Origin of the sequence: Oryzomonas japonica (assembly GCF_008802365.1) — a bacterium.
In the GTDB taxonomy this organism is placed as follows: domain Bacteria; phylum Desulfobacterota; class Desulfuromonadia; order Geobacterales; family Pseudopelobacteraceae; genus Oryzomonas; species Oryzomonas japonica.
The window spans coordinates 577,359-596,946 of the sequence record NZ_VZQZ01000001.1 but is presented as its reverse complement, the minus strand read 5'-3'; the positions used below and the strand labels follow the sequence as shown (position 1 = coordinate 596,946).

The 19,588-nt window shown below is 62.0% G+C and carries 19 protein-coding genes; 8 read left to right on the top strand and 11 right to left on the bottom strand.

Annotation, left to right across the window (positions count from 1 at the left end):
* Positions 1–84 precede the first annotated feature (84 nt).
* Both F6V25_RS02710 and F6V25_RS02705 read right to left on the bottom strand, forming a co-directional pair.
* Positions 85–867, bottom strand: coding sequence for an enoyl-CoA hydratase/isomerase family protein (locus F6V25_RS02710; protein WP_151126963.1), 783 nt, complete (start codon positions 865–867; stop codon positions 85–87).
* Between the two features lie 222 nt (positions 868–1,089).
* Positions 1,090–1,299 (bottom strand): hypothetical protein, encoded by a 210-nt coding sequence (locus F6V25_RS02705; RefSeq protein ID WP_151126961.1) that lies wholly within the window; start codon positions 1,297–1,299, stop codon positions 1,090–1,092.
* 180 nt (positions 1,300–1,479) lie between these two features.
* Here F6V25_RS02705 and F6V25_RS02700 point away from each other — a divergent pair, with 180 nt between their 5' ends.
* Positions 1,480–1,926: an Hsp20/alpha crystallin family protein gene (locus F6V25_RS02700; RefSeq protein WP_151126959.1), complete on the top strand. Its 447-nt coding sequence runs from the start codon at positions 1,480–1,482 to the stop codon at positions 1,924–1,926.
* Between the two features lie 83 nt (positions 1,927–2,009).
* On the opposite strand, the gene F6V25_RS17210 is transcribed toward F6V25_RS02700, so the two are convergent.
* Positions 2,010–2,336: a TatA/E family twin arginine-targeting protein translocase gene (locus F6V25_RS17210; protein WP_151126957.1), complete on the bottom strand. Its 327-nt coding sequence runs from the start codon at positions 2,334–2,336 to the stop codon at positions 2,010–2,012.
* A gap of 203 nt (positions 2,337–2,539) precedes the next feature.
* Here F6V25_RS17210 and dusB point away from each other — a divergent pair, with 203 nt between their 5' ends.
* From dusB to F6V25_RS02665, 6 genes are all read left to right on the top strand, one after another.
* Positions 2,540–3,529 carry a tRNA dihydrouridine synthase DusB gene (gene dusB, locus F6V25_RS02690; protein ID WP_151126955.1) on the top strand — a complete coding sequence of 330 codons (990 nt, stop codon included), beginning with the start codon at positions 2,540–2,542 and terminating at the stop codon, positions 3,527–3,529.
* Positions 3,516–4,625, top strand: a complete 1,110-nt coding sequence (locus tag F6V25_RS02685; protein ID WP_151126953.1) for a two-component system sensor histidine kinase NtrB — start codon at positions 3,516–3,518, stop codon at positions 4,623–4,625. The genes dusB and F6V25_RS02685 overlap by 14 nt, the downstream gene beginning before the upstream one ends.
* Before the next feature lie 130 nt (positions 4,626–4,755).
* Entirely contained in the window at positions 4,756–6,198 is a 1,443-nt protein-coding gene (locus F6V25_RS02680; RefSeq protein WP_151126951.1) for a sigma-54-dependent transcriptional regulator, read from the top strand.
* Positions 6,199–6,356: 158 nt separating this feature from the next.
* Entirely contained in the window at positions 6,357–6,923 is a 567-nt protein-coding gene (locus tag F6V25_RS02675) for a hydrolase (protein WP_151126949.1), read from the top strand.
* Between the two features lie 332 nt (positions 6,924–7,255).
* On the top strand, positions 7,256–10,528 hold the full coding sequence (locus F6V25_RS02670) for an efflux RND transporter permease subunit (RefSeq protein ID WP_151126947.1): 3,273 nt from the start codon (positions 7,256–7,258) through the stop codon (positions 10,526–10,528).
* Positions 10,521–11,642: an efflux RND transporter periplasmic adaptor subunit gene (locus tag F6V25_RS02665; protein WP_191966046.1), complete on the top strand. Its 1,122-nt coding sequence runs from the start codon at positions 10,521–10,523 to the stop codon at positions 11,640–11,642. Before F6V25_RS02670 ends, F6V25_RS02665 begins: the two co-directional genes overlap by 8 nt.
* 42 nt (positions 11,643–11,684) lie before the next feature.
* Here F6V25_RS02665 and F6V25_RS02660 read toward each other — a convergent pair whose 3' ends face one another.
* From F6V25_RS02660 to F6V25_RS02645, 4 genes are read right to left on the bottom strand one after another with little or no spacing between them, the layout of a single operon-like run.
* Complete coding sequence (locus F6V25_RS02660; RefSeq protein ID WP_151126944.1) at positions 11,685–12,014, bottom strand: DMT family transporter; 330 nt, start codon at positions 12,012–12,014, stop codon at positions 11,685–11,687.
* Between the two features lie 48 nt (positions 12,015–12,062).
* Entirely contained in the window at positions 12,063–12,833 is a 771-nt protein-coding gene (locus F6V25_RS02655) for a CDP-diacylglycerol diphosphatase (protein ID WP_191966045.1), read from the bottom strand.
* Positions 12,830–13,411, bottom strand: coding sequence for a DJ-1/PfpI family protein (locus tag F6V25_RS02650; protein WP_151126940.1), 582 nt, complete (start codon positions 13,409–13,411; stop codon positions 12,830–12,832). Before F6V25_RS02650 ends, F6V25_RS02655 begins: the two co-directional genes overlap by 4 nt.
* Positions 13,412–13,459: 48 nt before the next feature.
* Positions 13,460–14,701, bottom strand: a complete 1,242-nt coding sequence (locus F6V25_RS02645) for an MFS transporter (protein WP_151126938.1) — start codon at positions 14,699–14,701, stop codon at positions 13,460–13,462.
* A gap of 108 nt (positions 14,702–14,809) precedes the next feature.
* Between F6V25_RS02645 and F6V25_RS02640 the strand changes: the two genes are divergently transcribed.
* On the top strand, positions 14,810–15,727 hold the full coding sequence (locus tag F6V25_RS02640) for a LysR family transcriptional regulator (protein WP_151126936.1): 918 nt from the start codon (positions 14,810–14,812) through the stop codon (positions 15,725–15,727).
* On the opposite strand, the gene F6V25_RS02635 is transcribed toward F6V25_RS02640, so the two are convergent.
* From F6V25_RS02635 to F6V25_RS02620, 4 genes are all read right to left on the bottom strand, one after another.
* On the bottom strand, positions 15,724–16,377 hold the full coding sequence (locus F6V25_RS02635; RefSeq protein ID WP_151126934.1) for an HAD family hydrolase: 654 nt from the start codon (positions 16,375–16,377) through the stop codon (positions 15,724–15,726). The genes F6V25_RS02640 and F6V25_RS02635 overlap by 4 nt on opposite strands.
* A complete protein-coding gene (locus tag F6V25_RS02630) occupies positions 16,378–16,680 on the bottom strand; it encodes an HNH endonuclease (protein WP_149306897.1) in 303 nt (100 codons plus the stop codon).
* A gap of 173 nt (positions 16,681–16,853) precedes the next feature.
* Positions 16,854–19,235, bottom strand: a complete 2,382-nt coding sequence (locus tag F6V25_RS02625) for an endonuclease MutS2 (protein ID WP_151126932.1) — start codon at positions 19,233–19,235, stop codon at positions 16,854–16,856.
* Positions 19,232–19,588 (bottom strand): peptide chain release factor family protein, encoded by a 357-nt coding sequence (locus F6V25_RS02620; protein ID WP_151126930.1) that lies wholly within the window; start codon positions 19,586–19,588, stop codon positions 19,232–19,234. The genes F6V25_RS02625 and F6V25_RS02620 overlap by 4 nt, the downstream gene beginning before the upstream one ends.

Here is a 19,588-nt window from a genome sequence, read left to right as displayed (position 1 = left end):
CGTTTAATAGTTGTATTTGTGGGCGGCGGGACGAGAATGAGGTCATGTGCGCTTAGCGTTCCCGCCGGACGGATGAAACCGCTGCTATTTCCCCTTAAACGCCGCCTGGCGTTTCTCCACAAACGCCCCCATGCCTTCCCGCTGATCCTCGGTGGCGAAGAGCACGCCGAACAGGGCCGCCTCGTAGCGGAAACCGTCCTCCTTGCCCATGTTCAGGCCATTGGCGATGGCATCCTTGGCGCTGCTTACCCCCAACGGGGCCACCTGGGCAATGGCCTGGGCTGTTTCCCGGGCCTTGGCCAAAAGTTCCTCCGGCGGAAAGACCTCGTTGACGATCCCCCAGGCGCACGCCTTGTCGGCGTCCAGCATCCTGCCGGTAAAGACCATCTCGTTGGCCCGGTTGGGACCGATCAGGCGAGCCAGGTTCTGGGTGCCGCCAAAGCCGGGCATGATCCCCAGGGTTACCTCGGGGAAACCGAGCCGGGGCGTGGTGGCGGCATAGATGAAATCGCAGGCCAGGGCCAACTCCAGCCCGCCCCCCAGGGCATAGCCGTTGACCGCCGCGATGACCGGCTTTTTCATCCTGTTCATAAGCAGCATCACCTGCTGCCCCTTCCGGGCAAAGGCATGCGCCTCAAGGGCGTTCATCGCGGACATCTCCTTGATGTCGGCCCCGGCCACGAAGGCCCGCTCTCCGGCGCCGGTCAGCACCACCGCCCTGACGTCGGCATCAAGGTCCAAGCCATACAGGGCGCATTCCAGCTCTCCCAACACCTCGCTTGTGAGGGAGTTGAGGCTCCTGGGGCGGTTGACGGTCAGGGTGGCCACGTTGTCAACGGTCTCGATCAGCAGATTCTTGAATTCCATAAGCTCTCTCCCGGCGCAGGTCTCCAGCCATTAGAACGTATATGGTGATTTGTGTCGTCATGGGAATGGATGCCGGAAACGGCCAGGGTTGCTACCAGCAGGAACCGCGTTTCACGGTATTCAGTGGCGGGAGCGTTCGGCCGGTTTATCCTGCGCTTTTCAACGCGGTGTGCTTCCGGCCGCTTTCTTGGATGAGTATCAGGCATCGAGCGACGACCGTACTCAGAAGTGTTTTTTACTGAAATCCCGGTAGGACTGGCCCTTTTGGGACGGTGCAGGGGAAGCGGGGGTGGTGTGGTCCCAAATGAACTTGGAAAGCCCGCGCTCGATGGGGGCAAGGAACAGGGCCAGGAGGAACATCATCAAAAACGCCAGAAAAAAGGCTATAAGCATGGTCAGTGCTATGAAGATCGCTTCTACAATCAGTGGCATGGTTCGTCTCCTGCGGCCTGTCGGCCCACTCTGGCTGCCAATCCGTCTTTACTATACACTATCGTAAAAAAATAATACACCCAGTTTAATGAGTTTCGCCTCCCCTTGACTTTGAGAAATTCGACATTATGTTTGTGATAGAAAGGGTTCGCCATTTAAAGAACAAAGGAGGATACGGATATGGCACTTGTCAAATACAATCCGCTCAGGGAGTTGCGCACCATGCAGGAGCAGATGAATCGGCTGTTGAACGTCTCCTGGAACCATGATATTTCCGGTGAGGAGACCCGCGAGGGGATCTGGCAGCCGGCCGTGGACATCTACGAGACGGAAGACGCCATCGTCATCAAGGCCGAGGTGCCTGATGTGGACCAGAGGGACATCGATGTACGCATCGAGGATAATACCCTGACCCTCAGGGGGGAACGCAAACACGAAGACTCGGTCAAGAAGGAAAACTATCACCGCATCGAGCGCTATTTCGGCTCATTCCAACGCAGCTTCAGCCTGCCGGCGACCATTGATCAGGAACATGTGCAGGCCACCTGCGAGAAAGGCATCCTGAACATCGTCCTCCCGAAAAAAGAGGAAACCAAGCCGAAACAGATCAATATCGAGGTCAAATAAGCGCCCTACCGGGCGCACTATAAAAAAAGAGCCGGGGTGCGACCCGGCTCTTTTCGTTTTTGAAGCGTGCGCCATCCGTGGAATCAGGCGTGGGGGGCATCCTTCTTTTCCCCGGCATCATGCTGCTCAGCCGGCGCCGCTGCGGCCACAGGCCCATGCTCTGCCGACGCTGCCGTAGCCACATGCTCGGGCTCGGCGGGCGGCGTCACGGCCTCCTGTTGCGGCTCCAGCTTCTCCTCGCTCTTGCGGGCCTCTTCCTGGATGTTGCGCTGGAAGTCCTCGGAGGCTCTCTTGAACTCCGCCAAACCTTTGCCCAGGGACTTGGCGAGTTCCGGCAATTTGTGCGGTCCGATAACGATCAGGGCGATGACCATGATAATGATAAGTTCCGGCATCCCGATTCCAAACATATTCAACTCCTTGATTGCGCTGGCCTGTCACCCAATGCGTGCGTTATAGTTAGAGTAATATTAAAACCGTAAACAACCATCTTGGCAACAACTATTTTCTGAATTTTCCCTTTGCCATTTTAAATGGCTGTGATACTATGCCCAAAATTTAGGCATCACTCAACTATTTATTCTCCTTCCGCTAGCCATTACCCGTGTGCATCATGCTGAAACCATTGAAAATCGGTAGACTATCCCTGGCGCACAACGTTGTGCTTGCCCCCTTGGCCGGAATCACCAACCTGCCGTTCCGTCTCCTCTGCCGTCGCAATGGTGCCGCTCTTGCCTTCACCGAGATGGTAAGCGTCAACGGTTTGGTCCGCGAAGGCATAAAAACCCTGGCCCTGTTGAAGAGTTGCCCGGAAGACCGGCCGCTGGGCATCCAACTCTTCGGGGATTCGCCCGAGAGCCTGGCGGAAGCCGCCCGCATGGTAGCAGAATACGGGGAACTGCTCGATATCAACATGGGGTGCCCGGTTCGCAAGGTGGTCGGTACCGGCGCAGGCAGCGCCCTCTTGCGCGATCCGGCCGGCATTGCCGCCATCGTCAAGGCCGTGCGGGCTGCCACCGCCCTGCCCCTGACGATCAAGATCCGTTCCGGCTGGCATTGCGGGGACGATACTTATCTTGAAATCGGCAGGATCGCCGAGGCCGAGGGGTGCGACGCCGTTACCCTGCACCCCCGCAGCCGCTCCCAGATGTTCTCGGGACATGCCGACTGGAGCCAGATCGCCCGACTCAAGGAGTGCCTGACCATCCCGGTCATCGGTAGCGGGGATATCTTCAGCGCCGACGATTGCCGGGCCATGATGGCCGAAACCGGGTGCGACGGGGTGATGATCGCCCGGGGCTCCCTCGGCAATCCGTGGATATTTCGGCAGGTTTTGGAACTGGAAGAACGGGGGACCGTGACGCCGGCCGACGCAGCCGAGCGGGCCGGCGCCATACGCCAGCACCTGGAGCTGTTCGTGCAGGAGAGCGGCGAGGCTGTGGCCGCCCGTGAAATGAAAAAGCACATCGGTTGGTATGCGCGCGGCTTTGCCGGCGCCGCCGACATTCGGCGCGAAGCCAACTCCGTCCGCACCGTCGATGATCTGTTCACCCTGATCGAAAGGATAACCGGCACACCGGATGACCACCATGCCCACCCCTGACAACATCGCCGAACAAGGCAGCTATCCGGGCGATTACTACGCCACCGTGCTCGACAGCGTCGGCGACGGCGTGATCGTCGTGGACCGAAACGGCGTGATCACCCTGTGCAACCCGGCCGCCGAGGAAATCACCGGATTTTCCCGGCGCCAGGCCATGGGCGCCAGCTTTGACAAGCTCTTTGCCCTGGAAAAGACCCTGGTGGAGATGGTCCAGAAAGCGACCCAGACCGGCATTACCATCTCGGACCATGAGAACGTGGTGGTCCGCTCCACCGGCAAGGTCAAGCCGGTTGCCGCCACCTGTTACCCGCTCATGCTGGGGACCGGCGAAAACATCGGCACCATCCTGTCCCTCAAGGACATCACCTACATCCGCGAGTTGGAGGCGGCGGTCCGTCAAGCCGATCGGCTCTCCACCATGGGGGCACTGGCAGCCGGGCTGGCCCACGAGGTGAAAAACCCCCTGGGGGGCATCAAGGGGGCGGCCCAACTCCTGGAGCGGGAGTTGGACGCCGAAAGCGAACTGCTGGATTACACCCGGGTGATGATCCGCGAAACGGAGCGCATCGACCACATCATCCGCGAACTGCTGGAACTGGCCTCGCCGCGAGGGCTCAAGCTGGGGCCGGTCAACCTGCACAAGGTGCTGGGCGACATCCTCCTGCTGCAAAAGCAGGCCGTAACCGGTCGCGACATCACCTTCAACAAACACTTCGATCCCAGCATACCGCCCATCATGGCCGACGAGGAGATGCTGACCCGGCTGTTCCTCAACCTGATCTGCAACGCCATCGACGCCTTGCAGGATACCGGGCAGCTGACGGTGGCGAGCCGGGTGCTGTCCGATTACCGCATGGCCCAGAATGATCGCCGCTCCCGTATGGTTGCCGTGGAGATCGCCGACGACGGCCCCGGTATCCCGGCCGAGGACCTGGAAAACATCTGGACGCCGTTTTTCAGCACCAAGTCATCGGGCACCGGCCTGGGGCTGGCCATCTGCCACAAGATCGTGGCGGAACATCGCGGCATGATCAAGGTGGAATCCGATGCCGTCCATGGGACCAAGTTCACGGTACTCTTGCCGTTGGTGCAATGACCCATCGGCTCGGACCATGAACGACTGAACCAAACATATCTGTCAAGGGTACGTTCCAGGCTTGCCGCCTGGGAGCGTCCATGATGTTTTGCAATGTAATTTTATTCGTGATGAACAGGGGACAACAACAATGCCGTTAAACAGAATCCTGGTGGCCGATGACGAAGAGAGTATGCGCTGGGTCCTTTCCAAGGCCCTGAAACGGAAAGGGTTCACGGTGGACCTGGCCCACGACGGACGTCAGGCGCTGTCGCTGGTCCAGGACAACAGCTACGATCTGGCTATTCTCGACATCAAGATGCCGGGTATCAGCGGTCTTGACCTGCTGGACAAGATCCGCGAACTGAAAAGCGACCTGCTGGTGGTCATCATGACGGCCGAGGCCAGCATGAAGAACGCGGTGGAGGCCATGAAACGCGGGGCCTACGATTATATCACCAAGCCGTTCGACCTGGACGTGATCGACGCCATCATCGAAAAGGTCGGGCGCGCCCGGGAGATCGCCGGCCAAGTCACCATGCTCAAGCAGGAACTCAAGGAGCGCTACCAGGTCGAAAAGAATATCATCGGCAACTCGCCCGCCATGCGCGAGGTCTACAAGACCATCGGCAAGGTGGCCGCCAGCGATGTCACCATCCTGGTCCAGGGGGAGTCGGGGACCGGCAAGGAGTTGGTGGCGCGGGCCGTCCATTTCAATTCGCGCCGGCTGGGCAAGCCGTTCGTCGCCATCAACTGCGCCGCCATCCCCAAGGAGCTCTTGGAAAGCGAGCTGTTCGGCTTTGAGAAGGGGGCCTTTACCGGCGCCGCGGAACGCAAGCTGGGCAAGTTCGAGCAGGCCAATCAGGGAACGCTCTTTCTGGACGAGATCGGCGACATGCCCCTGGACCTGCAGGCCAAGATCCTGCGCGTCCTCCAGGAACGGGAGATCACCCGCACCGGCGGCAACCAGAGCATCCCGGTGGATGTACGCATCGTGGCCGCCACGAACCAGGAACTGATCGAAAAGGTCCGCCAGAAGGAATTCCGCGAGGATCTTTTCTACCGGCTGAACGTGGTTCCCATCAACCTGGTTCCCCTGCGGGAGCGCCGGGAGGACATCCCCCAGCTCGTGCAGTACTTTCTGGGCCGGGCCAGCGCCGAGATGGACATCAGCGACAAGCAGTGCACCGACGAGGCGATGGCCGTATTGACCGCCCACTCCTGGCCCGGCAACGTGCGGGAGTTGGAAAACACCATCAAGCGCGCCGTCATCCTCTCCAGCGACCCGTTGCTGACCCCCCGGGACTTCGAAGGGCTCGAGCCGCTCTCCGGAGGGCAGGCAGCCGTATCCCCCGACGCCTCCCTGGAGTCGATCGTGGACCTGAAGTTGCGTTCCTGCATGAACGGCATCGAGAAGCTGGAAAAAGGGGATATCCACGCCATGGTGCTGGAACAGGTGGAACGCCCCCTGATCCGCTTCATCCTTGAGAAAACCCGCTGGAACCAGGTCAAGGCGGCGGATATCCTCGGCATCAACCGCAACACGCTGCGCAAGAAGATCAACGATCTGGGAATAGAGTTGAAGCGGGATTGACGGGCTGTTGAAAAACTCAGGTTGTTCAAAAATAGTCAGATCGTCGCACCCGCAGAAGGCTCTGAGGAGGCGTAGCAGCGCTACGCCGCACGAAAGAGGCTTCGAGGATGGCGGCGAGATGGCTGTTTTTCAACAACCTCTTAGAAAGGAGATCAACCATGTCGGTCAAGGACAGATTCTTTCTGGAGCGTGACAAGGCGGTGTTGGTGGTGATCGATGTCCAGGAGAAACTCTGCTTGGCCATGGACGACAAGATCCTCAACAAACTGACCAGGAATATCGCCATTCTGCTGGAAACCGCCCAGGAGTTGGGGATTCCGGCACTCATCACCGAACAGTACGTCAAGGGTTTGGGTGCCACCCTGCCGGAGCTGAAGGAGAAGGCCGGGGATGCCGGCTATTTTGAGAAGATGGCCTTCAGTTGCTGCGGCAGCACCGATTTCATGAAGAGGCTCACGAGTACCGGTCGCACCCAGGTCATCATCACCGGCATGGAAACCCACGTCTGCGTGCTGCAAACCGTCATCGAGCTGCGCGACGCCGGCTTCGAGGTCCACGTGGTCAGGGACGCCGTCATGAGCCGGAGCAAACGCAACTGGCAGATCGCCGCCGAAGCCATGACCCTGACCGGCGCGGTCCCCACCTCCACCGAATCGGTTCTGTTTCAGCTCCTGAAGGTCGCGGGAACGGAAGAATTTAAGAAGCTGTCCAAACTGGTGCGGTAACGCCTCACCCAGGAAATCGACCGGCCAAGTGGGGCTGGATCGCGAGATCCTGCTCCACTTGGTTTTGCACCTGCCGTATGATCGACCTCTTCCCCCCTCCCCGCATTGTTTTCCTCCCCCATGCCGTAATCGGATTTGCAGATTAGAATGTTTGATGTACAATACCACCTATAAAGATATACAGGGTCTTATTGGTAATCAATCACAGAAGAGGTTCTACCATGACAGAATAGAGAAGCATACCGTTTCCCGCCCCTGCCGACCATGCGGCCCCATCCCAAATCGGTCCGGCGGCAAGAGAGGAAACCTTGCGACCTCTGGCGAGGTTCGTCATGTGGCTAGTCAGATTGGCGCTGCGGCGCCCTTACAGCGTTGCGGTGATGGCACTGTTGATCCTGGTGCTGGGCGCCCTTTCCCTCACCAGGATGATCGTCGATATCTTCCCGGTGATCGACATCCCGGTGGTCGTGGTGGTCTGGAACTACCCCGGCCTCTCCCCGGAGGACATGGAGCGGCGCATCGTCCTGATCAGCGAACGGGCCTACTCCACCACCGTCAACGGCATCTCCCGCATCGAGTCCCAATCCATCCCCGGCACCGGGGTCCTCAAGGTCTACTTTCAGCCCGGCACCGAGATCGGCGCCGCCATCTCCCAGATTTCCTCCGTCTCCAGCACCCTGCTCAGGATCGCGCCGCCCGGCACCCAGCCGCCGGCCATCGTCCAGTTCAACGCCTCCAACGTGCCGGTGGCCCAGTTGACCCTGTCGAGTAAAAATCTTCCGGAAGAAAAGATCTTCGATTACGGCCTCAACTTCATCCGGGTCAAGCTGTTCACCATCCCAGGGCTCTCCACACCGGCACCCTTCGGCGGCAAGAGCCGCCAGATCATGATCGACATCAATCCCACAGCCCTGGCGGCGCGGGGGCTCTCGCCGGCCGATGTGGTGAGCGCTCTCCAGGCCTCCAACGTGATCATCCCGGCCGGCACCGCCCGCATCGGCGGGCAGGAGTACAACGTGTTGCTCAACTCCAGCCCGCGGGTCATCGACCAGTTCAGCGCCATCCCGGTCAAGGTGGTGGGCAACGCCCCGGTCTATCTGGGTGATGTGGCCCGAATCTCGGACAGCTATGCCGAACAGAACAACATCGTGCACGTCAATGGCCGGCGGGCCACCTATCTGTCCATCCTCAAACACGCCGACGCGTCCACCCTGGCGGTGGTGGACGCCGCCCGCGAGGCCCTGCCCGCCATCAGGGAGGTGGCGCCCCAAGGGCTGGAACTGAAGATCGACTTCGACCAGTCGCTCTTCGTGCGGGCGGCGGTGGAGGGGGTGGTGCGCGAGGCGGTCATCGGCACGATCCTGGTCTCACTCATGATCCTGGTCTTCCTCGGCAGCCTGCGCAGCATGATCGTGGTCTCCACCTCCATCCCCCTGGCTATTTTCAGCGCCGTGATCGCCATGAACCTGGCCGGCCAGAGCATCAATATCATGACCCTGGGCGGCTTGGCCCTGGCCATCGGCATGCTGGTGGACGACGCCACGGTGGAGGTGGAGAACATCCACCGCAACCGCGCCCTGGGCAAGCCGCTCACCATGGCGGTCATGGACAGCGCCCGCCAGGTGGCGATGCCGGCCATCGTGGCGACCATGGCCATCTGCGTGGTCTTCTTTCCGGTAGTGTTGCTGGTCGGGCCGGCCAAGCACCTCTTCACCCCACTGGCGTTCGCTGTGGTGACCGCCATGCTGGCCTCCTACCTGCTCTCCCGCACCCTGGTTCCGGTGCTGTCGCGGATGCTGCTGGGAGGGGAGCACCACCAGAGGGGAGCATCTCCATCACCCGGGAGGATGGCCGCCCTCTTCCGGTTGCTGAATCAACGCCGCGAGGACGGCTTCGAACGGTTCCGTGAGCGCTACGGCCGGCTGCTGGCAACGGCCCTGCACCACCGCGCCTTCACGTTGGCGGTGGCGGCCCTGGTGGGGCTGGCCAGTCTGGGGCTGGTCTTCATCATCGGCACCGATTTCTTCCCCTCGGTGGACGTGGGGTTGATGAAGCTGCATGTGCGCGCCCCGGCCGGAACCCGCATCGAGGATACCGAGCGATTGCTGGCCCGGGTGGAAGAGCAGATTCGCGGGATCATCCCGGCCGGGGAGATCGACACCATCAACGATATGATCGGGGTGCCCACATTCTATAACCTGGCCTTTGTGCAGACCGAGAACATCAGCGGCATGGACGCCGAGATCCTCATCTCCCTCAAGAAGGGGCACCGGCCAACGGCCCTGTACCGGCACCGGATCCGGGAGGTGCTTCCTCGGCAGTTCCCCGGCTCATCCTTCTATTTCCAGTCTGCCGACATCGTCACCCAGGTGCTCAACTTCGGCCTGACCTCACCCATCGATATCCAGATCGAAGGGCCGGACTTCAGCAAATCCTACCCGTACGCCCTCAAGATCAGGGATGCCCTGCTCACCATCCCCGGTGCCGCCGACGTGCACATCAATCAGGTACTTGACTACCCGACCCTGCAGGTGGACGTGGACCGGGTCCGGGCGGCCCGGCTCGGCATGAGCGAACGGGACGTGGCCACCAGCGCCCTGATCGCCCTCTCCTCCAGTATCCTGATCGCCCCCTCGTTTTTCCTCAACCCGGCCAACAACGTCAACTACACCGTGGCGGTGCAGATCCCGCGCCGGTACCAGACCACCCTGTCGGATTTGGCAGCCATGCCGGTCACCCCCCCGTCGGCCGGTGCGTTGCTTCAGCCGCCATTCCAGCCGGCACCGGCGGATACGCCCCAGATTCCGGCCCAGACCCTGGGCAACCTGGCGCTCATCTCCCACCGGGTGAGCTTTGAGAACATCACCCACTACACAGTACAAAGGGTGCTTGATGTGGATGCCGGCGTGGAGGGGCGCGACCTGGGCTCCGTGATCCGGGATATCGACAAGAGCATCGCAGCACTCGGAAAACTCCCCCCGGGCATGCGCATCACGGTGCGCGGCCAGAACGAGGTCATGAACCAGTCCTTCCGCAGCCTGGGATTGGGGCTGATCCTGGCCACCCTCCTGGTCTATTTCCTGATGGTGGTGCTGTTCCAGTCGTGGATCGACCCGTTCATCATCATGATGGCCGTGCCGGGCGCCCTGATGGGGATACTCTGGATGCTGGCGCTGACCGGCACCACCATCAACGTGGAATCGCTCATGGGGTCGATCATGGCCATCGGCATCGCCACCTCCAACTCGATCCTGCTGGTGAGCTTTGCCAACGACATCAGGGTGGAAAAGGTGGTCACACCGGCGGAAGCGGCCCTGGAGGCTGCCAGGACACGGCTGAGGCCAGTGTTGATGACCGCCCTGGCCATGATCATCGGCATGGTGCCCATGGCCTTTGCCATGGGCGAAGCGGGCGAGCAGAACGCCCCCCTGGGCCGGGCCGTGATCGGCGGGCTGCTGGTGGCGACGATCCTGACCCTGTTCGTGGTCCCGGTAATCTACTCGTTACTGCGCACCAAGATGCCGGTCAAGCATCTCCTTGACGATCGGTTCCTGGCTGCGGAGCGGGGCGAGGATGAGGGAGAGAGGGGAAATCCCAATGAATGAAAGTGCTTTGACATCACGAAGACGACTCTTCCTGGCCGGCGGCCTGCTGGTGGCGCTGGCAGTGGTCCTTGTGGCCCTGCTGCTCGGCAGTCGCCGCAGTCAGGTACAGGCGGAACTCCAGGTTCGCCAGGCCGCCCTCACGGCCGGACCTCGCGTGACGATTGCCGTTGCCGGCCGCTCCCCCGCGCAGCGGAGCGTGGTACTATCGGGCGAGGCACGTCCCTTTGCCGAGGTTACCCTATACGCCAAGGTAAGCGGCTATCTGCGCGAAATCCGCGTGGACAAGGGGGACCGGGTCGACCGCGGCCAGGTACTGGCGCTGATCGAATCCCCCGAACTGGACCGCCAGTACGATGCGGCCGCGGCCGATGCCCGTACCAAGAGGCTGTTTGCCGACCGCGAGCGTCTCCTGATCAAGGACGGGGTGGTTGCCCGGCAGGACTACGACAACGCCGAGGCCGCAGCCAGGAGCGCCGAAGCTACCGCCGAGGGGCTGAAGAGCCAGAAGGGGTACGAGACGGTGCGCGCTCCGTTCAGCGGTACGGTGACGGCCCGCTTCGTCGACCCCGGGGCGCTCTTGCAGAGCGCCACCACCAACCAGACCGCGGCGCAACCGGTCGCGACCATCTCCAAAACCGACCGGCTGCGGGTCTATGTCTACCTGGATCAAAAAAACGCCGCCTTCGTCAGAAAAGGTGACCGTGCAGTGATCGCCGACGCCGCGCGCCCCGAGGTGAAACTTCCGGCCAGCGTGACCCGCATCAGCGGCGAACTGGACCTCAAGAGCCGTACGCTCCTGGTGGAACTTGACCTGGATAACCGGGAAGGAGCAATTCTGGCCGGAGGGTTCGTGCAGGTCAGTCTGGCGCTGACGGCCCCGCCCCATGTCCAGGTACCGGCAGAGGCGTTGCTGGTGAAGGGGGAACAGTCCTACGTGGGGGTGGTGGGGAGCGACAACCGGGTGAGGTTCCGCGAGGTGTCGGTGGCCGACAGCGACGGCAAGATGGTGCGGAGTGGCGCGGGGCTGAAAGAGGGGGAACGGGTCGTGCTCAATCCGGGCAGCGGCATCAGCGAGGGGCAGATGGTGCAACCGGCCGAGGCGGGGAGGAAGTAGCGGTCATATTCCTTGTTGATTGGTAGTGCAGACTATCTTTTCTCAGGGACTCACCGACTTGGAAAACAGGTTTATGACGGCAACCCCGGCGATAATCAGCGCCATGCCGAGAATGGCAGGCAGGTCAAGCGCCTGCTTGAAGAAAACGGCGCCGACCACGGAAATGAGGACAATGCCCAATCCGGACCAGATGGCATAGCTCACCCCGACCGGGATGCTTTTCAGCACCTGGCTCAGACAGTAAAATGCGATCCCGTACCCCAGCACGACGAGCACGCTCGGGAATAGGCGGGAAAATCCCTCCGACGCCTTCAATGCGCTCGTCCCCATCACTTCGGCAACGATTGCCACCAACAGATACACGTAGGCCATGCTTCTTTCTCACATCCCGATTATTCCGACAAGCCCCTGCCCCTGATTTCAGCGGCAGCGCCAATCGGTGTACAGTTTTTCCGGGCTATCCTGTGCGACCAGCACCATGAATCCCCCCTCACGGTGGGCGACAACCAGCACGCCGTAATCCGTCAGCCCCTCGGCGGCAGCCCTCCGGGCGGCGACCTTCCAGACGTGGTCCAGGCTCTGCACGCGGTCTTTTGCGCGTTGGGCGATGAGCCGACCGGCATCGCCATGCAGCCGGAGGAGGTGGACGTGGAGCTGGTCCTGGCCACGCTGGGCCAGCGGATTGACGGCAAGGGCGATGGCCGGGTCGTCACCCATGCGCTTGCGGGCCGCTGCCCAGGCAAACGCCCAGATGCCATCGGGACGCCGCGGGTCTTCAACGCCGGTCACCCGGGCGCGGGGGATCGCCAGTCCGTGCACAAAGCCCTCCGGGCAGCCGCACATCTTGGAGTCACGCAGCACAACAAAATCCGCCGACTCGGCCCAGACCTCCGTCGCGCCGTTGCTGGCGCTCCTATGGGAGCAGGCGCTGTCAACCCGCGGCCAGCGGCACACCGTACAATAATCCGCGCCGGAAGCATCCAGGCAGTTTGTGACGATATTCCAGAGGACCGTACGATCGCCCGCCGCGCCTGCCGGCAAAGGGGTCGAGACACCGATGGCCAGCAGCAGGGCGGCGAACAGCGCCCGGAGGCGGACCATACGCGAAAAGATCCCCCTCACCGGCTGCCGCACGGCGCTGGAGAGGGCAAAGGTATGTGGTCCTGCAACAACGGGACAGCTCCTGATCACAGGGTGATCTCCGTCCCCAGAACCTTCAGGAATTTCGCCAGCCATTCGGGATGGGCCGGCCATGCCGGGGCCGTGACCAGGTTTCCGTCCACATGGGCCTTGTCCACGGGGATGTCCACGTAGGTCCCGCCGGACAGGGTCACCTCCGGCCCGACGGCCGGGTATGCGGAACACCCCTTCCCCTTCAGCACCCCGGCGGCGGCCAGCAGCTGCGCTCCATGGCAGATGGCCGCAATGGGCTTGTGGGCGGTGTCGAAGTGCCGTACGATCTCCAGCACCGCCTGATCCAGGCGGATATACTCGGGCGCCCTGCCGCCGGGGACCACGAGGGCGTCGTAATCCTGGGCGCGGACCTCGGCAAAAGTGGCATTCAGGGCAAAGTTGTGCCCCGGTTTCTCGCTATAGGTCTGGTCCCCCTCGAAGTCGTGCACCGCCGTACGCACCGTGTCGCCGGCCTTCTTGCCGCTGCAGACCGCGTGTACCGTATGCCCCACCATCTGCAGGGCCTGGAACGGCACCATGACTTCGTAGTCCTCAACATAATCGCCCACCAGCATCAGAATCTTTTTTGCCGCCATAACGTCCTCCTCTTTCCAGCGTGGGTGAAAGAAATCAGCCGGACCCCCTCAAATCTTCCCAACTATACCACCCGAGGCATGTTCTGTCGACAGGCGCGTGGACAAGGCGATGACCACAAACGCGGTCGCGAGCAACAGACCGATCAATCCCGCCACGCCGTCCCATCCCCCGTGGGTCCAGCAGAAACCGCCTGCGGTCCCGGAGATGCTCGATCCCAGGTAGTAGAAGAAGAGGTAGAGTGAGGAGGCCTGGGCCTTTCCGGTTTTCGCGTGACGCCCCACCCAACTGGAGGCAACGGAGTGCGCGCCGAAAAAACCGCAGGTGAATACGGCCACCCCGACGATGATCCAGGTGAGCGGCGCGGCCAGGGTGATGGCCGTGCCGACGGCCATGGCGCCGAGGCCGACGCAGATCATGGCGCGGCGGCCGAAACGGTTCACCATCCGTCCCATGGAGCTGGAACTGTAGGAGCCTAAGAAGTAGACCAGGAAGATCAGGCTGACCAGGGTTTGGGTCAGGTCGTAGGGATGCCCCAGGAGCCGGAAGGTGATGTAGTTGTAGAGGGTCACGAAACTCCCCATGATCAGGAAACCGAGACCGTAGAGGCAGAGGAGCGCCGGGTCCCGCATCTGCCGGTAGAGCGAGGTGAAGAGGTACCCCACCTCGAAGGGGTGCCGCCGGAAATGGGCGGAAGGCGGGAGGTGGCGGACAAAGTAGACGCTCAATCCCAGGCAGGCGACCCCGATGAGCGCCAAGGCCGTACGCCACGAGGAAAGGTCGGTGACGGTGGCCGTAAAGATCCGCCCCGACATGCCGCCGATGGCGTTACCGCTGATATAGAGCCCCATGGCGGCACCGATGGACGGGGGGTCGATCTCCTCGCTCAGATAGGCCATAGCCACCGAGGGCAGCCCCGCCAGCACCACCCCCTGCAGGAGCCTGACGACGATCAGCGAGGAGAGGGTGTGGCTGAAAGCGGTCGTGAATGCCAAAAGCGAGGTCAAAAAGAGTGAAAACACCATGACCGGCTTGCGGCCAAGGGTCTCCGACACGGTTCCCACCAGCAGCATGGCTATGGCCAGGGTACAGGTGGTAACCGAAAGGGGCAGGCTGGCAAGGGCGGCCGGAACCCCGAATTCCCGGGCAAACTCCGGCAGGAGCGGCTGGACGTCGTACAGGGTGATGAAGGTGACAAAACCGGCGGCAAAAAATGCCAGGTTGGTCTGGCGGAAGGTGGTGCTGCCGCTGCGGATGAACTCTGCTTCCGTAGTAATGGTCAATTCGCTCATGGTTCGCTTTCCTGTTTCGAATATGATTGTAGCGTACCATTTGCATTACGATAACAAAAATATATAATATCTATCATATCGATAATAATTTTATATGGAGAATGCGGAATGGACCTGCGTCAACTGAAATATTTTGCGGAGATTGCCCGGTTCAGCAACTTTACCAGGGCGGCTGAAGAGTTGCATGTGGCGCAGCCCGCCGTCAGCACGGCCATCCGCAAGCTGGAAGAGGAATTGGAGTTGATCCTGTTCAACCGGCAGGACCGCAAGGTATCCCTGACGGCCGAGGGGGAGATACTGCTGGGGCACGCCCGGCGCATCCTGGGGGACTTGAAGGCCGCCGGCCAGGAAATGGCCGACCTGCGCGGTCTCGGCAAGGGCGAGGTGCGGGTCGGCGTCCCCCCCATGATGAGCGCCTACTTTTTCCCGACCATCATCTGCGCTTTTGCCAAGCGCTATCCGTACCTCCACCTCGCGGTTTCCGGCGAAGGGGCCGCCAGCATCCTGAAGATGATCATCCAGGGGGAGTTGGACATGGGGGTCATTGCCGGAGGTCATGTCCCCGACAACCTGGAGGTACGGCCCATACTGCGGGAAGAGGTGGTGGTCTGCGTCCCCCCCGGCCACCCCTTCACCGCCCGTTCCGCCCTGTCCATGGAGGAGTTTGCGCGACAGCCGCTCATCATGTTCAAGGAGGGGTACTACCAGCGGGAGATGCTCTTCGAGGAGATGAAGGAAGGCGGCATGACGCCCGAGGTGGTCTTCGAGACCAACCTGTACACCATGGTCAAGTCGCTGGTGAAAAAAGGACTCGGCATCTCGACCCTGCTGCGCATGGTGGTGGAGGACGACGCCGATCTGCGGGCCGTGTCCTTTGACCCGCCGCTTCATCTGGACCTGATGCTGGCCTGGAAGAAAGGGGCCTACCTGTCGCGAGCCAACCGGGCCTTTGTCGATTTTCTGATGGAGCAGGTCCGCGGCTACGGCGCGGCGCCCGATGGCGGAGAGGGGATAAACACGGATTAAATGTCTTCCGGCGCCCCGAAGAGATGCGCCATGATCTCGGCGTGGTGCTCGATGCGGGGCTGGTCCGGCAGATGGGTCTTGTAGGCCACAAACGGCACCCCCGCGCCGCGGGCCGAGAGCATGTCAACCTCCCCATCCCCCACGAACAGCGCCTCGTGCGGTTCGATGCCGAAATGGTCCAGCACCTTGAGGAGCGGTTCGGGGTGCGGCTTGGGATTCGTCACCTGGGATGCGGTCATGACACACTCGAAGTAGCCGTTCAGCCCGAAGTCATCGATGATCATGTCCATGGAAACCGCCCGGTTGGTGCAGATAGCCAGGGAGACCCGCCCCTTGAGCCGGTCGAGGGTCTCGATCAGCCCCGCCTCCATACGCATGTAGGGGGCAAGGTCCCGGTAATGGATGGTCTTGGCAAAGCGCAGGGCCTCCTCGTGGCACTGGTCGCCGGCAAAGAAATACGCCATCACATCGTTGAACGAATAGGTGTGCAGCACCTTCCGGGCATGCTCGTCCCCCCGGTCCAGGGGGGGGCGGTTCAGGTGTTCCAGAACCCGATTATAGAAGATGTAGTTGGATTCCAGGGAGTCGAACAGGACCCCGTCGCAATCGTAGATGACCAGTTTGTAGCGGCACGTCACGGCATTCGTCATTCACTGCTCCTGCTTTTCGAACTGTCTGACATAATCATCCCACTCCATGGGAAGCAGGTACTTCTTTCGGCTGTTGCACTCCTTGCAAGCCGGCACCACATTGTTGCGGGAGCCCTTGCCCCCCCGGGCCAAAGGAATGATATGGTCCATGGTCAGTTCATCGGGGGGAAACGCGCCGCCGCACCAGTGGCAACGCCCCAGGGCGAGCCGGTTTTGCCACCAGCGACTCCTGCGCAACTCCCGGGACTTGTCCCGTTCCCGCTTGACGTCCTGTTCGCTGACTTCGATAATGAAGTTGTCCAGAGTGTGCCTCCCCGATAACTGTGACTTTGCGGTCACTGCCGTAACAGACTGTTGAAAAGCTGAGGTTGTTCAAAAATAGTCAGATCGTCGCACCCGCAGAATGCCCTAAGGAGGCGTAGCAGCGCTACGCCGCACGAAAGGGCTTTCGAGGACGAAGGCCTGATGGCTGTTTTTCAACAACCTCTTAAAAGCGCCACCGTGGCGCCGTCTCTCCCCTCATGGGGGCCGCCGGAGCGGAACTCCGCCACCAGCGGATGGCGGGTCAGGTGGTCGCGGACGGCATCGCGCAGCCGCCCCGTGCCGACACCGTGAATGATGCGGACCTCCGTCAGGCCGTTCAGGGAGGCATGATTGAGGAACGGCTCCAGCAGGTCCAGGGCCTCGTCAACCCGCAGGCCGATCAGCTTCAGTTCCCGCTCCTCGCTCTCCGCCGTCTCCACAGTTTCTGCCTTCCAGGCTCCCGGAGCCGGACGCCGCGCCTTTTCTTTCCCCTGCCTGCGAGGGGCCGCCAGGTCGCCGACGGCCACGTCCACCTCCATGCTGCCGCTCCTGACCCGCGCCTTCTCCTGCCGGAGGTCCACGGAAACAACAACGCCGTCGTGCCCCAGGGAGCGGATATGTACCGCATCCCCCGCCGTGACCTCCTTCAGGGGGCGCAGCTCAAGCCCTTCGGAGGTGCGGGGCTTGAGCTGTTCGGTCAGGTCCGTCTCGCTTTGACGCAGCCGTTCGATGATCTCGGCGCGCTTTTCCCGCTTGTACTCCTCCAGCAGTTCGTTCATCTGCCGCCGGGTCGCGGAGATCAGGTCCCGGGCCTCGACCCAGGCCTTGTCCGAGGCCTCCCGTCGCGCCACGTCGATGGCGCCGGCGCGCGCCTCCACCTCCTGCTGCCTTCTGCGCACGGCATCCTTTTGCCGGTCCAACTCCCGCTGCGCCTCCGCTAGTTCATCCCGCTTGCGGTGCAGGTCGGCCAGGAGCGCCGTGAATTCAGCCCCACCGCTGCCCACCATCTCCCGGGCAAAGGCGATCACCCGTTCGGGCATGCCGTAACGCCGGGCGATCTCGACGGCGTGGGAATGCCCCGGCTCGCCGCTGATCAGGCGGTAGAGCGGGGTATAGGTCGCGGCATCGTACTCCATGCCGGCGTTGATCATGCCCGTGGTACGGTGAACGAACCCGATGATCTCCGAGAGGTGGGTGGTGGCGATCACCGTGGCGCCCCGCTCCTGCAGGTCCCGCAGCACGCCGCAGGCGATGGCCGCCCCCTGTTGCGGCTCGGTGCCGGCGCCCAACTCGTCCAGCAACACCAGGGAGCGCGGGCCGGCCTGCCCCAGGATGGCCACAATGCGGGCCACGTGGGCCGAGAAGGTGGACAAACTCTGTTCGATGGATTGCTCGTCACCGATGTCCACCAGTAGGGTATCCAGAAGCGGAAAGGTGGAGCGGGCGCCGTCGCACGGCACCGGTATGGCACTCAGGGCCATCAGGGTCAGAATCCCGGCGGTCTTCAGGGCAATGGTCTTGCCGCCGGCATTGGGGCCGGTGATGACCATGACCCTGCCGTCGTCTCCCATCTCCAGATTCAGCGGCTGCACCCGGGGGATGGCCCCCTGGCGCTGGAGCATCATGAGCAGCGGGTGGCGGGCCTGGACCAGGCGCAAGGCCCCCTCACCGTTCAGCGTGGGCGTTTCCAGGCCGTGGCGTTCGGCAAAACGGGCCAGGCAGTTGAGCACGTCCAGGGTCACCAGCGTGGCGAAGCACCCTTCCAGGGCCGGAGCATCCTCGCGGAGCCATGCCGAGAGTTGCCGCAGGATGCGGATCTCCTCGGCTTTTTCCTCGGCGCTCACGTTTTCCAGTTCGTTGACAAAAGGGATGATCTCCAGCGGTTCCATGAAGGCGGTCTCGCCCGAGGCCGAGACGTCATGCACCACGCCGCGCACCATCCCCTTCGAGTCCATGCGTACCGGGATCACCCACCGCCCCGAACGCTGGGTGATGAAGTCGTCCTGGAGAAAGATCTCGATTGCGTTGTCCCGGACGATCTCCTCGATCTTCTTGCGAATGCGGGCCGCAAGGGTGCGTTTGGCCCGGCGGATATCCCGGAGCTGCACCGAGGCGCTGTCCATGATGCTGCCGTCGTGATCGATGGAGGCGACCAGCGGCTCCAGAATGTCGGGAAAGGGGCGCAACGGCGGGGCCAACGATGCAAGGCGGGGACAATCGCTCCGCGGGGCGAGTTGGCGCGAGATGTCGCCGAAGGCGCTCAACACCGGGATGAACAGCAACAGATCCTGGGGCGTCAGAAAGGCCCCCGCCGGACGAACGGCCTCCAGCAACGGGCGAATATCCTGGAAGGCGTCAAGCCGCAGGGCGATGCCGAGGCTGATCAGCTTTCGGACCTCAGCAATCCTTCCCGTCATCAGCCGGATCTGTTCCGGATTGTCCAGCGGCGCGGTGGCCATGACCCGTTCGTAGGTCGCGTCGCTGTGGGCCTGGGTGGCGATCTCAGTCAGGATTTTGTCGTATTCCAACCGTTTCAGGGTTTCGGGGGTGATCATGATACAACCTTCGTGGCGGTCCGTCTGCGGCGCCTGTCTTTCTGTTTGCGTAGTTTTTCGACCCGTTTCATCTCGGCCGTCCGCCCGCCGTTCCGGGCTTCGAGGCGCTCCAGCAATTCGCGCCGCGCCAGAAAACGGTTTACCGACTGGCTGCGCTCCCGGGAAGCGCTTACGATGATGCCACTGGGCTTGTGGCGCAACTGGACGCAGGTTGAGGTTTTGTTGACATGCTGGCCCCCGTTGCCCGACGACCGGACAAAGGTCTCCTCCAGGTCCTCCTCCGTCACCCCCAACTCGGCCATCTTACGGATGAGCCAGCGGTTCTTTTCCTCGCTTACGGCATAGGCACTCAT